Source organism: Streptomyces sp. NPDC001568, assembly GCF_042893755.1.
Lineage (GTDB): Bacteria > Actinomycetota > Actinomycetes > Streptomycetales > Streptomycetaceae > Streptomyces.
In genome coordinates, this window is the sequence record NZ_JBIAVF010000005.1 from 250,654 (window position 1) to 263,629 (window position 12,976).

A 12,976-nucleotide genomic window follows, 5' to 3' on the forward strand; every position below is an offset into this window, starting at 1 on the left:
AAAACTACCCGATGGGTCGGGAACGGCAACGGCCGGATCCAGTAAGGGGATTGCGCCTCGGACCCTGCGGGCCGTCCGTCAGGCGCCCACGTACGCGGCGAGGTGTTGGCCGGTGAGGGTGGACCCGTCCGCGACGAGGTCGGCGGGGGTGCCCTCGAAGACGATCCGGCCGCCGTCGTGACCGGCCCCCGGCCCCAGGTCGATGATCCAGTCGGCGTGCGCCATCACGGCCTGGTGGTGTTCGACGACGATGACGGACTTGCCCGATGCGACGAGCCGGTCGAGCAGCCCCAGGAGCTGCTCGACGTCGGCCAGGTGCAGGCCGGCGGTGGGCTCGTCGAGGATGTAGACGCCCCCCTTCTCCGCCATGTGGGTGGCCAGCTTGAGCCGCTGCCGCTCGCCGCCCGACAGCGTCGTGAGCGGCTGCCCGAGGCTGAGGTAGCCGAGACCGACGTCCGCCAGCCGCTCCAGGATCCTGTGCGCGGCCGGCGTGCGCGCCTCGCCCGCCCCGAAGAACTCCTCCGCCTCGGTCACCGACATCGCGAGCACCTCGCTGATGTCGCGGCCGCCGAGCCGGTACTCCAACACCGACGCGTCGAACCGCTTCCCCTCGCACTCCTCGCAGGTGGTGGCCACGCCGGCCATCATCGCCAGGTCGGTGTAGATGACGCCCGCGCCGTTGCAGTTCGGGCAGGCACCCTCGGAGTTCGCGCTGAACAGCGCCGGCTTCACGCCGTTGACCTTCGCGAACGCCTTGCGGATCGGGTCGAGCAGCCCGGTGTACGTCGCCGGGTTGCTGCGCCGCGAGCCGCGGATCGCCCCTTGGTCGATGGACACCACGCCCTCGCCCACGGCCCCCGCGTGCTTCGGCAACGAACCGTGCACCAGCGAGCTCTTGCCGGAACCGGCGACCCCGGTGACGACGACCAGCACGCCGAGCGGGATGTCCACGTCCACGTCGCGCAGGTTGTGCGTCGCGGCGCCCCGCACCTCCAGGGCGCCCGTCGGCTTGCGCACGCTCTCCTTCAAAGAGGCCCGGTCGTCGAAGTGGCGCCCCGTGATCGTGCCGCCGGTCCGCAGCCCTTCGACGGTGCCCTCGAAGCAGACGGTGCCGCCGGCCGAACCGGCGCCCGGGCCGAGGTCGACGACGTGATCGGCGATCGCGATCGTCTCCGGCTTGTGCTCGACCACCAGCACCGTGTTGCCCTTGTCGCGCAGCCGCAGCAGCAGGGCGTTCATCCGCTGGATGTCGTGCGGGTGCAGGCCCGTGGTGGGCTCGTCGAACACGTACGTGGTGTCGGTGAGGGAGGACCCGAGGTGGCGGATCATCTTGACGCGCTGCGCCTCGCCGCCCGACAGGGTGCCCGACGCGCGGTCCAGCGAGAGGTAGCCGAGTCCGATTTCCACGAACGAGTCGAGGGTCTGGCGCAGCGTCGTCAGCAGCGGCGCCACGGAGGGCTCGTCGAGACCGGCGACCCAGTCCGCCAGGTCGCTGATCTGCATCGCGCACGCCTCGGCGATGTTGATCTTCTTGATCTTCGAGGACCGGGCGCCCTCGCTGAGTCGGGTGCCCCCGCACTCGGGACAGGCCGTGAAGGTGACCGCCCGGTCCACGAACGCCCGGATGTGCGGCTGCATCGCCTCCCGGTCCTTGGACAGGAACGACTTCTGGATCTTCGGGATGAGCCCCTCGTAGGTGAGGTTCACGCCCTCGACCTTCACCTTGGTCGGCTCCCGGTACAGGAAGTCCTGCATCTCCTTCTTGGTGTACTTGCGGATCGGCTTGTCGGGGTCGAGGAACCCGGACTCGGCGTACAGCCGCACGGTCCACCAGCTGTCCGACTTCCAACCGGGGATGGTGAAGGCGCCCTCGGAGATCGACTTGGTGTCGTCGTACAGCTGGGTGAGGTCGATGTCGGACACCGCGCCCCGACCCTCGCAGCGCGGGCACATGCCGCCGGTCCGGCTGAAGGTCTGCTTCACGGTCCTGGTGCCGGCGCCCCGCTCCACCGTGACGGCGCCGCTCGCGCGGACCGAGGGCACGTTGAACGAGTACGCGTTGGGCGAGCCGATGTGCGGTCGGCCGAGCCGGCTGAAGAGGATGCGCAGCATCGCGTTCGCGTCGGTGGCGGTGCCCACGGTGGAACGCGGGTCGGCACCCATCCGCTGCTGATCGACGATGATCGCCGTCGTCAGCCCTTCGAGCACGTCGACCTCGGGTCGCGCCAGGGTCGGCATGAACCCCTGCACGAACGCGCTGTACGTCTCGTTGATCAGCCGCTGCGACTCCGCCGCGATCGTGCCGAACACGAGCGAGCTCTTGCCCGACCCCGAGATGCCGGTGAACACGGTCAGCCGGCGCTTCGGGAGCTCGACGCTGACGTCCTTGAGGTTGTTCACGCGCGCTCCGTGCACGCGGATCAGGTCGTGGCCGTCGGCTGCGTGCGACGCGGACGACGGGGCGTCCGCCCTCTTGGCCTTGCTCATCGTGTCTCCCTGCTGATGCGTACGGGGCCTGCGGAGCGGACCCCGTCGGCCTCGGGCGCCGCGGCGGTGCTCATGTCCGTTACGTTAGCCCGGGTCCGCGGACCCGGGCTTCTCGATTCGTGACCGGTTCCCGCCGCCCCGCGGGGAACGCGTGACGGCCTACCGGAGGCCGTGCGAGGGTGGGGCCATGACCATCGAGGTTCGTCCGGCTTCGGTCTTCGCGGACGTCCGGACCCTGCTCGGCCCGAAATCGGCCACCGCCAACGTGTGCTGGTGCCTGAGCTACCGGATCCCGTCCAAGCTCAACAACGAGCTGCGCGGCCCGGCCCGCGGCGAACACGTCGCCGCGCTCTGTCGTACGCCGACCCCTCCCGGGGTCCTCGCGTACGAGGGCGAGGAGCCGGTCGGCTGGGCCGCCGTGGCACCCCGCTCGGACACCTCCTTCGCCCGCAGCCGCACCATCCCGCGGGTGGACGACCTGCCGGTCTGGTCCCTCTGGTGCGTCCGGGTCCGTCCCGGGTACCGGGGCAAGGGCGTCTCGCACGCGCTCATCGCCGGCGCCGTGGACTTCGCCCGGGCCCACGGGGCGCCGGTGGTCGAGGCGTACCCCCTCGACAGCGGGGACGCCAGGGTCGACATGACGATGGCGTACGCCGGGATCCGGAAGAACTTCGAACGCGCGGGGTTCTCGCACGTCTCGGACACCACGTCGGTACTGGCCGGGCACCCCAGGGTGCTGATGCGCCTCGACCTGCGACGCGACGCACCGCGTCCCGATCGGCGCCCCTTTCCGGGCCGCTGACCCGCGCCTCGCCCTCCGGTGACCGATGTGCCCGAGTTGTGCCTACTCTGGGAGTGGCGGCCGATGAGTGAGAGCGGCCTCCCGGCCGCCGGGCCCGGCCCGGGGCACACACCCCTCCCCGTTTTCTGTGCCCCGTGGACCGGGTTTCCCCGTGCGGCGGGCCGCCCGGGCACGACGACGGGGCCCCGACTCGATGAGTCGGGGCCCCGCGCGCACGCCTGTCGGCCGGGATTCGGGATTACAGGGGGCGGCCGAACGGGCCGCCGATGCCGTAGTAGATCCCGATCTCCTCGCGGTACTGCGGGTCCGCCAAGTGCTGGTCCCGGTGGAACTCGGGGGCGTCCTTGACCTGCGCCCGCGTCCGGTCGACGTAGATCTTCTGCTCGTCCGCGTTGATGCTGATCACCGTGCTCGCGGGGAGCAGGACCTCCTTGCCGAAGATCCAGACGCCGGTGTCGACCACCAGGTAGGCGTCTCCGGCCTCGTCGTTGTGCTTGTCGACCTTGCCGATGCCGCCGTCCGTGGCCTCGACCTTGTAGCCGGACAGATCGGCGCCCGTGAGGTGGCCCGACGTCGAACGGTAATTCCACATGTTCTCGGTCACGCGAAAACAACTCCTCCGGTTTGCGGGCGCGGTCGAATTGCTGCCGCACCCCTTTATCGGTGGTCCGTCGGAACGAATTCCGTCCCGTTCCGATTCCTCGCTTGCCCAGGGGGTCGGGCCCTACACGCCCCACCCGGAGGAAATCCCCGGCAGGCCGCTCACCGGCGGAGGGCGGTCAGTCGACCTGGAGTTCGCCCATCCGGCTCCAGCCGTCGGCGCCCTCGATGGTGGTGCTGACGATGTCCGGCGTACGGGTGACCAACGGGCGCATGGTTTCCAGTGCGGCGCGGAAGTGCTCCGAGGTGACGTGGGCCTCCGCGGCGTCGTCCCGGAACGCCTCGACCAGCACGTAGGTGTCGGGCTCCTCCAGGCTGCGCGACCACTCGAACCACAGGTTTCCGGGCTCGGCCCGGGTGGCGCGGGTGAAGTCGGAGACCAGCTCGGGCCACTGGTCGACGTATGCGGGCTTGACGGCGAATTTCACCACAATGAAGATCATTTGGTCATTGTAGGCGGGGACGTCAGCGCGGCCACCTCCGCCGCGAACAGCAGGGCCGGGTCCAGTCCCATGCCGGTGAAGTGGCCCGCCAGTTCCAGGGAGAGGGCGCCGTGCAGGCGGCTCCAGAAGGCGAGGGCCGTGCGCAGGGCCGCCGGCGGTGCGTCCGGGTGGCTGTCGGCCCACTCCCGGTGGCCCGCCAGGTGCGCGTCGAGGTCGCGGGCGCCGGTTCCGGCGCCGGGAGCTGCCCCGGGTTCGGCCCCGATGGCCGCGGCGCAGGCGTCCAGCAGGACGGACATCATCTCCGACGCGATCGCGGTGACGTCGTCCGGAGCGTGGTAGCCGGGGACCGGGGTCCCGTAGATGAGGAAGTAGCGGTGCGGGTCCGCCACGGCCCAGCCGCGGAGCGCCGCCGCCAGCGCGGCGAGGCGCTCGGGTCCGGTTCCGTCCGTGGTCACGGCGGCGAAGGTGTCGGCGAGGCTGCGGTACGCGTCCGTGACGAGTTCCGTGATCAGTTCGTCGCGGTTGGCGAAGTACCGGTAGAGCGCGGGTCCGCTCATGCCCATCTGCTTGGCGATGGCGTTGAGCGACAGGGCGGAGGCACCGGAGCCGGCGATCTGCTGCCAGGCCTTCTCCTTGACCTCGGTGCGGACCTGTTGGCGGTACCGCTCACGCGGGGTCGTGGTGCTTGCGGTCATGGTCGTCGCCTCTCCATCCAGTCGATGGTTAGAACGTATCACCAACGGCAAGGCCTCTAGTTTCCGATCGCGTCGACCGCTTGACAGCGGTGCCGACGACGCCCACTCTGGTTATAGCTTCTAACGAACATAAGAGGCTCAAACAAGCGGAGGTCGTCATGAACACCATCGAGCGCGTCGAGGTCCTGCTGCCGGGCAAGGTCGAGCCGGAAGGACTGGAACTGCACCGCCGTCCCGTGCCGGAGCCCGGCGCGGGACAGCTGCTGATCGCGATGGAGGCCACCGGCGTGTCCTTCGCCGAGCAGCAGATGCGTCGCGGCCGCTACTACGACCAGCCCGAGTTCCCGTTCGTCCCCGGCTACGACCTGGTGGGCACGGTCCAGGCCGCCGGACCGGGCGTGGCGTCGGACCTGCTCGGCAGGAGGGTGGCCGTCATGACGAAGACCGGGGGCTGGGCCAGCCACGTCGTGGTGGACGCCGCCGACGCGGTGGAGGTGCCCGCGGGCGTCACGGCGGCGGCGGCGGAGACCGCGGTGGTCAACGGCATCACCGCCTGGCAGATGCTCCACCGCAAGGCCGACGTCCGCGCCGGGGGCACCGTCCTCGTCCACGGCGCCAACGGCGGCGTCGGGTCGATCCTGGTGCAACTGGCGCTCGCTGCGGGAATCCGGGTGATCGGCACCGCGTCCTCCCGCCACCACGACGCGCTGCGGGCCCTGGGTGTCGAACCGGTCGACTACCGCTCGGGCAACGTCGCCGCACGCGTCCGCGTACTCGCTCCCACAGGGGTGGACGCCGTCTTCGACCACGTCGGCGGGGACGGGATCGTCGACTCCTGGCGGCTCCTGGCCCCCGGCGGCACCCTCGTCTCGTACGGCAGCGCCGCCACCCGCGACGACGAGGGCTCCGGCTCCTGGCCCGTCCTGCGGCTGCTGGGCCGGGTGTGGTGGTGGAACGCGCTGCCCAACGGCCGCAGCGCCTACTTCTTCAACGTGTGGGCCGGCCGGGCCTACGCCAAGGACCGGTTCCGCGCCCGCCTGCGCTCCGACCTCACCCAGGTGTTCGCCGCCCTCCAGCGCGGCGAGATCACCGCGAAGGTGGCCGCCGAGATCCCGCTCGCCCGCGCCGCCGAGGCGATGCGCCTGGCCGAATCGGGCACGGTCGCCGGCAAGGTCGTCCTCGTGCCCTGAGCACTCTGCGGTGTCCCCGCGACACCCATTGCGCCCTCGGCGCCGGGGGCGTCGCGCACGGGGGCCGTCGCCACAGCCGCCCACGCGACGGTATCGCCATCTGCCATGTGCGCGGTGTTTGACCCGAGTTGTTCCTGATCCGACTCTGCGGGCTTCCTTAAGGGAAGGTGAAGTACCCCTTACTGGCGCTCTTTTCGCTGATCACCGCCCTAGTCTCGTTCGCACCACCCCCCTCCCCTCTCTCTGTGAGGTGCTACAGGCATGAGTCGCAGCCGAACTCCCGCAACGCCGTCCCGGATCGACGCACGACGGAAGAAGACGGTGCGCACCCGCATCGTCCTGTCCGTCACCGCGGCGTCGGCGGCCGCGGCGGTCGCGGTCGGCGTCGCCGTGGCCGACTCCGACGGCGGCTCGCGAGTGGACCGTGCCGAAGGAACCACCGGTCGGCAGGCCGCGACGACGGCCCCCGGTGACCTCCCCGGCGGCGGCGAGGCGTCGGCGACGCCCACGACCACGCCGGCCTCCCCCTCCCCGTCGCTCAGCGCCGAGGCCGCCGCCGCGTCGGGCTCGATGCCCGCCACGCCGCCCGCGGCCACCACCTCCGGCTCCGCCGCGCCCACGAAGCCCGCGGCGGCGAACGGTGACGCCCCGGTCAAGCCGAAGGCCCCCGATGCCGGCAAGCCGACGCGTACGACCGCCCCGACCGGCGGCGGAACCTCGGGCGGATCGGGCGGCTCCGGCAGCACTTCCGGCGGGTCCGGCGGGTCCGGTGGCAGCGCCTCCGGGGACTCCGAGTCCGCGGTCCTCGCCCTGGTCAACAAGGAGCGCGCGACGGCCGGCTGCGGCCCGCTGACCGCGAACGCCAAGCTGAACTCCGCGGCCCGGGCGTACAGCGACACCATGGCGCGCAGCGGCGTCATGTCCCACACCGGACCCGACGGCTCGACCATGACGACCCGCGTGGAGGCCGCCGGCTACGCCTGGTCCCGGCTGGGCGAGAACATAGCCCGCGGCCAGGCCGACGCCGCCGCGGTCATGTCGGCCTGGATGAACAGCTCCGGCCACCGGGCGAACATCCTCAACTGCGCGTTCCGGGAGATCGGCATAGGCGTCCACAAGGGCGACGGCGGCCCGTGGTGGACGCAGAACTTCGGCGCACCGAAGTAGGAGACCGAAGCGGAGTACCGCCGAAGTGGAGAACCGAGGTGGGAACCCGCAGTAGGAAACGTCCCGGCGGCCGTCAAGCCCCCAGGTACGGCCGCCGCGCGGCAGACGTCCTCCGGCCCGTTCGCGGGCCCGGAGGACGTCTGCGTTCACGGTCCGCGCGTCCACGGCCCGCGCGCCCGACGCTCCCGCGCGCCCGCTCCGGCGCGTCGGCGGCGAGGGGCGGCCCGCCGGGGAAGGGGGGAGGCGGTGACGGGCGGCCCGGTCCGTCGGTCACTATGGGGCCGTGCCCCGAATTCCGCGCTACTTGCTCATATGGCTGTCGTGCACGGCCACCAGCGTGACCGCCGTGCTCGCCACGGTCCAGTTCGTGGTCGGCTCGACCCGGCACACGCCCCCGGTGGCCCGCTCCGCCCCGACGGTCGTGGAGTCCCCGCCGGCCTGGGAAGCGGTGACGGCGCCGACGAGCGGGCCGCCGTCCCCCTCCGCTTCCGGCACCCCGTCCGGGAGCGGCTCGCCCTCCGCATCGGAGCGGCCGTCGCCCTCGGCGTCCCCCAGCACCTCCCCGAAGGCCCCGCCGACCACCACCAAGGCGCCCGCGCCCAAGCCCGCCGTCGACTGCCAGGAGGGCGGGCCGGGGCTGCACACCATCCCCTCCCAGGGCGGCAAGGCCACGGTCCGCTACGGCGCCCGCGGCGTGTGCCTGATCTCGGCGGTTCCCGGCCGGGGCTTCAAGGCCACCACGTCACAGACGTCCGACGACACCCTCACGGTCACGTTCAGCGGCGGGGACCACCGGTCGGTCATCACGGCGACGATCGACCCGGTGGCGAAGGCGAGCGTCCGCGAGACGTCGTTCTGAGCCCGAACTCCTTCCGGTTCGGGGGGTGGGGGAGCGATCGACCGCCGCCGCGTCCGATCCGCGCCATCCGTCGCTCCCGTCCCCTTTCGTACACGGAGGAGGCTTACGCGCGCCGATCACCGGGTTCCGTCGAAGCGGAAGGTGAGCTCTTCCTTAGGGCAACCTCAAGATCGGCCCCGGACGGCCCGGGACGGGGCGCGGGGCCCTAGGCTCGCGTCAGCCGAGCGGCCTCGGCGTCCCGGGCGTGACGGCCCGGCGATCCATCGGGCCGTCGGTTTCACCGAGTCGGGAGGCGTCGTCGCCCCTCCCGCCGTCCGAACCGTGCCTTGGGGTGTCTTCGCCATGAGTCCTCGCCTGCTCCGAACCGTCCGCGCCCGCCGCGACGCACAGCCGGGATCAGCCGGCCGCCCGGGGGCGCGCCTGCCGCTGGTCGCCGCAGCCGTGGTCGTGGCGGGGTTGACCGCCGCCTGCGGAACGTCCGCCCCGCCCGTCGGCGCCGCCGCGGCGTCCGTCGCCGGATCGTCCCCGGTCCCGTCCTCCGAGGCCCCGTCCCCGTCCGCGTCCGAGTCCGCATCCGCATCCGCTTCCGCGTCGGCATCCGCGTCGGCGTCCCCGAGTACGACGCCCCCGGCCTCGCCCTCCACGTCCGCGAGCACCCCGACCGGCTCCTCGCCGACGCCGTCCAGGACCAGGACGGCAACCCCCTCCCGTACCCCCTCCCAGCCGCCCCGGACCTCGGCCGCGCCCGCGCCCGCCGGTCGGATACCCGGGCCCGGCTACGACGGTTCGGTCGGGCAGGCGCAGGTCGACGCGGCGCTGCGCGCGGCCAAGGCCGACGGGCGGATGGTCCTGCTCGACTTCGGCGCCAACTGGTGCGGCAACTGCAAGGCGGCCGACAAGGTGTTCGCGCAGCCGCAGACGGCGGCCCTGCTCGGGGAGTCGTACCACATGGTCAAGATCGACATCGGCGGCAGCAGCTCCGCCGCCTCGGCGCTCCTGCGCAAGTACAGCCCCGGGGGCGGCAGTTACAAGATGCCCGTCCTGGTCGTCCTGTCGCCGTCCGGCACGGTGCGCACCGACACCCACGCCACGGGCAATCCGTCCCTGACCGCGGAGGGGCTCAATGCCTTCCTGCGCCAGTGGGCATCATGAGACGGCCGGGTACGCACAGGCCCCGCCGGGCCGTCCTCACCCGCGTGGCGGCGGCCGTCCTCGCCCTGATCGCGCCGCTCACCGCTTGCGGCGGGCAGTCCCCGGAGGCCAACGCTCCCGCTCCCGTGACCCGCTTCACGGAGAACGGCGTCACCGTGGCCCTCTCGGTGTCCGACTGGCAGGCATCGAAGGGCACCCTGACCGCCGTGTTCACCCCGGAGGAGGGCTTCCACCTCTACAGCACGGAGCTGCCGGCCACCGGCATCGAGGGCGTGGGCAGGCCCACCTCGATGAACGTCACCGGCGCCCTCGCCGCGGCGGGCGAACCGAAGGCCGGCGCGGAGGCGCGTGACATCAGCCTGCCCGGCGTCGACGCACCCGTACCCGTCTACCCGGACGGCCCGGTCACCCTCACCCTGCCCGTCCGCGCCGGAGCCGACGGGGACGCGACCGTCCTGTTCGGGTACGCGAGCTGCAGCACCGGGGAAGGTTGCACCATCCCGGTCACCGACCACCCCGTCCACCTGCGCGTCACCGCCGCCGGCGCCACGCCCGCCGCGCCGTAGCAGGGGGCCGCGGACGCGTCCCGAGCCGTGGCGCCGGCTGCCCGCCGGCTGCCCACGACCTCCCGCGGCCCAGCACCTAAGGTGTCCCCATGCCCAGCGTCCTCGTCGTGGAAGACGACCCCAGCATCCGCCAGTCACTCATCGAGGTCCTGTCGGAACACGGGTATGCCGTGCGGAGCGTGGGCGACGGTTTCGGCGCCCTGCGGGAGATCACCCAGATATCCGTCGACGCGGTGGTCCTCGACCTCGGACTGCCCGACCTGGACGGGGGAGACGCCCTGCGCATGATCCGCGGCATCTCCTCCGTACCCGTCCTCGTGGCCACCGCCCGCGACGACGAGACGGAGATCATCAAGCTCCTCAACGCGGGCGCCGACGACTACCTGGTCAAACCGTTCTCCGGCGGCCAGCTCATCGCCCGGCTCTCCGCGGTCCTGCGCCGCACCAGCCACGTCCCGCCGGCCCACCCGAGCGCCGGCCCCGGACCGGCACCGGCCGCCGAACCGCTGCGGGCGACCACCGTCGGCGAACTCGCCGTCGACCCCGCCGCCCGCACCGCACACCTGGCCGGGCTGGAACTGCACCTCACCCGGAGGGAGTTCGACCTCTTGGCCTTCCTCGCCCACCACACCGGGCAGGTCGTCTCCAAACGCCGGCTGCTGAGCGAGGTCTGGCGCGAGCCCTACGTGGACGACCAGACCGTGGACGTCCACCTGTCGTCCCTGCGCCGCAAGCTCGGTGAACGCGCCGCGGCCCCGCGCTACCTGCTGACCGTCCGGGGCGTCGGCATCAAACTGGTGGCACCGCGTTGAGACGCTCACTGGCCGGAGTCGCGCTCGCCGTGACGTCCATGGTCGCGCTGTCCTTCCTGATACCGCTGGCCGCACTCGTCATGTCGCTGGTCAAGGAGCAGAGCGTCACCGCCGCCGAACAACGCGCCGCCGCCCTCGCCCCCGTCCTGACGCTGACCACCGACCCGTCCGCCCTGCGGGAGTCCGTCGCGGGACTCGACGCGACGGAACACCTGGTGATCCACCTGCCGGACGCACCACCCCTCGGCACCTCCCACGCCCCCGCGGAACTGCTGAAACGGGCACAACAGGGACGCGAGTCCATCTCCCAGGAGATCCCCGCAGGCTGGACGTCCCTGCAGCCGGTGGTACTGCCCGGCGACCGGGTCGCCGTCATCGAGAACTTCGTCCCCGAGGAGGACCTGACCCGCGGGGTGAAGGCCTCCTGGGCCGTCATGGTCCTCCTCGCCATCGGGCTCGTCGCCGGTTCCGTCATGGTCGCCGACCGGCTCGGCGCGAAGGTCGTACGGTCCTCCAGGCGGCTCGCACAGGCCTCGCGCGCGCTGGGGGAGGGAGACCTCGAAGCCCGCGTGGACCCGATGGGTCCCCGGGAACTGCGCGAGGCGGGCGTCGCCTTCAACGCCATGGCCCACCGGATGACCGAACTGCTCGCCGTCGAACGCGAACTGGTCGCCGACCTGTCGCACCGGCTGCGGACCCCGCTGACCGCCCTGCACCTGGCCTCGGAACGCATGGCCGGCACTCCTGAGTCGGCCAGGGTCGAGGCCGCGGTCGCCGAACTGGAGACGGAACTCGAAGCCATCATCACGGCGGCCCGCACCCCGCTCGCCGTCGGCCCGATGGGCCACGGCCTGCTCGGCACGGACCTCCACACGGACCCGCACGCCTCCCACGGCGACGGCCCCCGCTGCGAGGCCGCCGACGTGGTCCGGCGCCGGACCGCCTTCTGGGAGATCCTGGCCGAGCAGCAGAACCGGCCCTGCGCCGTCGAACTCACCCAGGAGCCAACGGCCGTCGGCCTGTCCGACGACGACCTCGCCGCCGTCGTCGACGCGCTCATCGGCAACGTCTTTCGACACACCGCGTCCGGGACCCCGTTCGGTGTCCGCGTCGCACGCACGGCGCAGGCCGTGGAACTCGTCGTGGAGGACTCCGGACCGGGCATCCCGGAACCGGACCGGGCGCTGTCCCGCGGCGCCAGCAGCGGCTCATCGGGGCTCGGCCTCGACATCGCCCGGCGGGCCGCGGACGTCACCGGCGGCTCCCTGCGCATCGCCCTCGGCCCGCGCGGGGGCGCGCACATCACCGTGACGTTCGCCCTCGCCCCGCCCCTTCCCTCGGAACGAGGCCCCCGCACCTCCCGCAGACGCCCGGGTTGGCTGCGCCGCCGCTGACCGTACGGGTTGCCGGTGCGGCGCGCTCCCGGTCGGACGGACCGTCCAGGACGCGAGGGCGCGCCGCACCCGTCCCAGGGGTCGGCTGCCGGACGGGACGGCCCGACCCCGCGCAGCGGGCTCAGACCTGGCCGAGGTCCGAGCTCACCCAGCGCTGCGGGCGCATGTGGACGACGATCTGCTCGCCGTGCTCCTTCCACGCGAAGTCGACGTAGCCCTCGACCTTCTCCGCCGGCAGGTACCGGGCGGCGAGCTCCGTCAGCCGCTCGCGGGTCGCCGGCTCCGTCGACAGGACCGGCCCCTCCACCGCCACGTAGCGGATCGTCGGCTCGACCCGGTCGACCATCAGGCTGAACCGGCCCGCGGCCGTGATCAGCGCGGCCTTGCGGGAGTCCCGGCCCGTCATGATCCAGATGTCGCCGCCGGGGGAGTACTGGTACCAGATCGGGACCGTCAGCGGGGCCCGGTCCCCTTCGGAACCGGCGTCCACGGCGAACGCGGCGATGTGGGCTTCGGCGAGGAACTCCTCGCGTTCGGCGGGAGAAAGCGGCACGGAACGCTCCTTCGGGAGGGAAGAACCTGTGCCGGGGCAACCGCGCCCCGCCCCCGCGCATTCCCGCGGGGCGAGCGGACCGCCCCGGGGGCGGGCGGCTACCAGGATGCCGGCCGGAGGGGTCGTACGCCCTCACCACCGAACCGCCGGCGTGCCGTTCGCCGATGTGTCCCGGGCCCCGGTCGGCCGCGTACGA

At 72.5% G+C, this 12,976-nt stretch carries 13 protein-coding genes; 8 read left to right on the forward strand and 5 right to left on the reverse strand.

Translation table 11 applies throughout. From position 1 onward, the window contains the following. Nucleotides 1-78: 78 nt before the first annotated feature. Nucleotides 79-2,487, reverse strand: coding sequence for an ATP-binding cassette domain-containing protein (locus ACFY0I_RS11515; RefSeq protein ID WP_388893238.1), 2,409 nt, complete (start codon nucleotides 2,485-2,487; stop codon nucleotides 79-81). Between the two features lie 187 nt (nucleotides 2,488-2,674). Between ACFY0I_RS11515 and ACFY0I_RS11520 the strand changes: the two genes are divergently transcribed. Further along, on the forward strand, nucleotides 2,675-3,289 hold the full coding sequence (locus ACFY0I_RS11520) for a GNAT family N-acetyltransferase (RefSeq protein WP_388893240.1): 615 nt from the start codon (nucleotides 2,675-2,677) through the stop codon (nucleotides 3,287-3,289). 238 nt (nucleotides 3,290-3,527) lie between these two features. Here ACFY0I_RS11520 and ACFY0I_RS11525 read toward each other — a convergent pair whose 3' ends face one another. The 3 genes from ACFY0I_RS11525 to ACFY0I_RS11535 all read right to left on the reverse strand — a co-directional run bounded on the left by ACFY0I_RS11525 (nucleotide 3,528) and on the right by ACFY0I_RS11535 (nucleotide 5,087). Further along, the gene (locus ACFY0I_RS11525) at nucleotides 3,528-3,893 is read right to left on the reverse strand and encodes a PRC-barrel domain-containing protein (protein WP_388893242.1); all 366 of its coding nucleotides are present in this window, start codon (nucleotides 3,891-3,893) and stop codon (nucleotides 3,528-3,530) included. 175 nt (nucleotides 3,894-4,068) lie between these two features. Further along, nucleotides 4,069-4,392, reverse strand: coding sequence for a putative quinol monooxygenase (locus ACFY0I_RS11530; RefSeq protein ID WP_385574102.1), 324 nt, complete (start codon nucleotides 4,390-4,392; stop codon nucleotides 4,069-4,071). Then, nucleotides 4,389-5,087 carry a TetR/AcrR family transcriptional regulator gene (locus tag ACFY0I_RS11535; RefSeq protein WP_388893244.1) on the reverse strand — a complete coding sequence of 233 codons (699 nt, stop codon included), beginning with the start codon at nucleotides 5,085-5,087 and terminating at the stop codon, nucleotides 4,389-4,391. Before ACFY0I_RS11535 ends, ACFY0I_RS11530 begins: the two co-directional genes overlap by 4 nt. Nucleotides 5,088-5,245: 158 nt before the next feature. Here ACFY0I_RS11535 and ACFY0I_RS11540 point away from each other — a divergent pair, with 158 nt between their 5' ends. The 7 genes from ACFY0I_RS11540 to ACFY0I_RS11570 all read left to right on the forward strand — a co-directional run bounded on the left by ACFY0I_RS11540 (nucleotide 5,246) and on the right by ACFY0I_RS11570 (nucleotide 12,227). Then, the gene (locus ACFY0I_RS11540; protein ID WP_388893246.1) at nucleotides 5,246-6,277 is read left to right on the forward strand and encodes a medium chain dehydrogenase/reductase family protein; all 1,032 of its coding nucleotides are present in this window, start codon (nucleotides 5,246-5,248) and stop codon (nucleotides 6,275-6,277) included. A gap of 261 nt (nucleotides 6,278-6,538) precedes the next feature. After that, nucleotides 6,539-7,444, forward strand: coding sequence for a CAP domain-containing protein (locus ACFY0I_RS11545; RefSeq protein WP_388893248.1), 906 nt, complete (start codon nucleotides 6,539-6,541; stop codon nucleotides 7,442-7,444). Between the two features lie 283 nt (nucleotides 7,445-7,727). Next, nucleotides 7,728-8,303 carry a hypothetical protein gene (locus tag ACFY0I_RS11550; protein WP_388893250.1) on the forward strand — a complete coding sequence of 192 codons (576 nt, stop codon included), beginning with the start codon at nucleotides 7,728-7,730 and terminating at the stop codon, nucleotides 8,301-8,303. Nucleotides 8,304-8,645: 342 nt separating this feature from the next. After that, complete coding sequence (locus tag ACFY0I_RS11555) at nucleotides 8,646-9,455, forward strand: thioredoxin family protein (protein ID WP_388893252.1); 810 nt, start codon at nucleotides 8,646-8,648, stop codon at nucleotides 9,453-9,455. Then, nucleotides 9,452-10,021 carry a hypothetical protein gene (locus ACFY0I_RS11560; protein ID WP_388893254.1) on the forward strand — a complete coding sequence of 190 codons (570 nt, stop codon included), beginning with the start codon at nucleotides 9,452-9,454 and terminating at the stop codon, nucleotides 10,019-10,021. The genes ACFY0I_RS11555 and ACFY0I_RS11560 overlap by 4 nt, the downstream gene beginning before the upstream one ends. A gap of 89 nt (nucleotides 10,022-10,110) precedes the next feature. After that, entirely contained in the window at nucleotides 10,111-10,833 is a 723-nt protein-coding gene (locus ACFY0I_RS11565) for a response regulator transcription factor (RefSeq protein ID WP_388893256.1), read from the forward strand. Further along, the gene (locus ACFY0I_RS11570; RefSeq protein WP_388893258.1) at nucleotides 10,830-12,227 is read left to right on the forward strand and encodes an ATP-binding protein; all 1,398 of its coding nucleotides are present in this window, start codon (nucleotides 10,830-10,832) and stop codon (nucleotides 12,225-12,227) included. Before ACFY0I_RS11565 ends, ACFY0I_RS11570 begins: the two co-directional genes overlap by 4 nt. 121 nt (nucleotides 12,228-12,348) lie before the next feature. On the opposite strand, the gene ACFY0I_RS11575 is transcribed toward ACFY0I_RS11570, so the two are convergent. Further along, nucleotides 12,349-12,780 (reverse strand): pyridoxamine 5'-phosphate oxidase family protein, encoded by a 432-nt coding sequence (locus ACFY0I_RS11575; protein ID WP_388893260.1) that lies wholly within the window; start codon nucleotides 12,778-12,780, stop codon nucleotides 12,349-12,351. Nucleotides 12,781-12,976: the final 196 nt, after the last annotated feature.

What these genes read in the sequence shown, in the direction of transcription:
- ACFY0I_RS11515 (WP_388893238.1), bottom strand. Translation starts at nt 2,487, where the DNA reads ATGAGCAAGGCCAAGAGGGCGGACGCCCCGTCGTCCGCGTCGCACGCA.
- ACFY0I_RS11520 (WP_388893240.1), top strand. Translation starts at nt 2,675, where the DNA reads ATGACCATCGAGGTTCGTCCGGCTTCGGTCTTCGCGGACGTCCGGACC.
- ACFY0I_RS11530 (WP_385574102.1), bottom strand. Translation starts at nt 4,392, where the DNA reads ATGATCTTCATTGTGGTGAAATTCGCCGTCAAGCCCGCATACGTCGAC.
- ACFY0I_RS11535 (WP_388893244.1), bottom strand. Translation starts at nt 5,087, where the DNA reads ATGACCGCAAGCACCACGACCCCGCGTGAGCGGTACCGCCAACAGGTC.
- ACFY0I_RS11540 (WP_388893246.1), top strand. Translation starts at nt 5,246, where the DNA reads ATGAACACCATCGAGCGCGTCGAGGTCCTGCTGCCGGGCAAGGTCGAG.
- ACFY0I_RS11545 (WP_388893248.1), top strand. Translation starts at nt 6,539, where the DNA reads ATGAGTCGCAGCCGAACTCCCGCAACGCCGTCCCGGATCGACGCACGA.
- ACFY0I_RS11555 (WP_388893252.1), top strand. Translation starts at nt 8,646, where the DNA reads ATGAGTCCTCGCCTGCTCCGAACCGTCCGCGCCCGCCGCGACGCACAG.
- ACFY0I_RS11560 (WP_388893254.1), top strand. Translation starts at nt 9,452, where the DNA reads ATGAGACGGCCGGGTACGCACAGGCCCCGCCGGGCCGTCCTCACCCGC.
- ACFY0I_RS11565 (WP_388893256.1), top strand. Translation starts at nt 10,111, where the DNA reads ATGCCCAGCGTCCTCGTCGTGGAAGACGACCCCAGCATCCGCCAGTCA.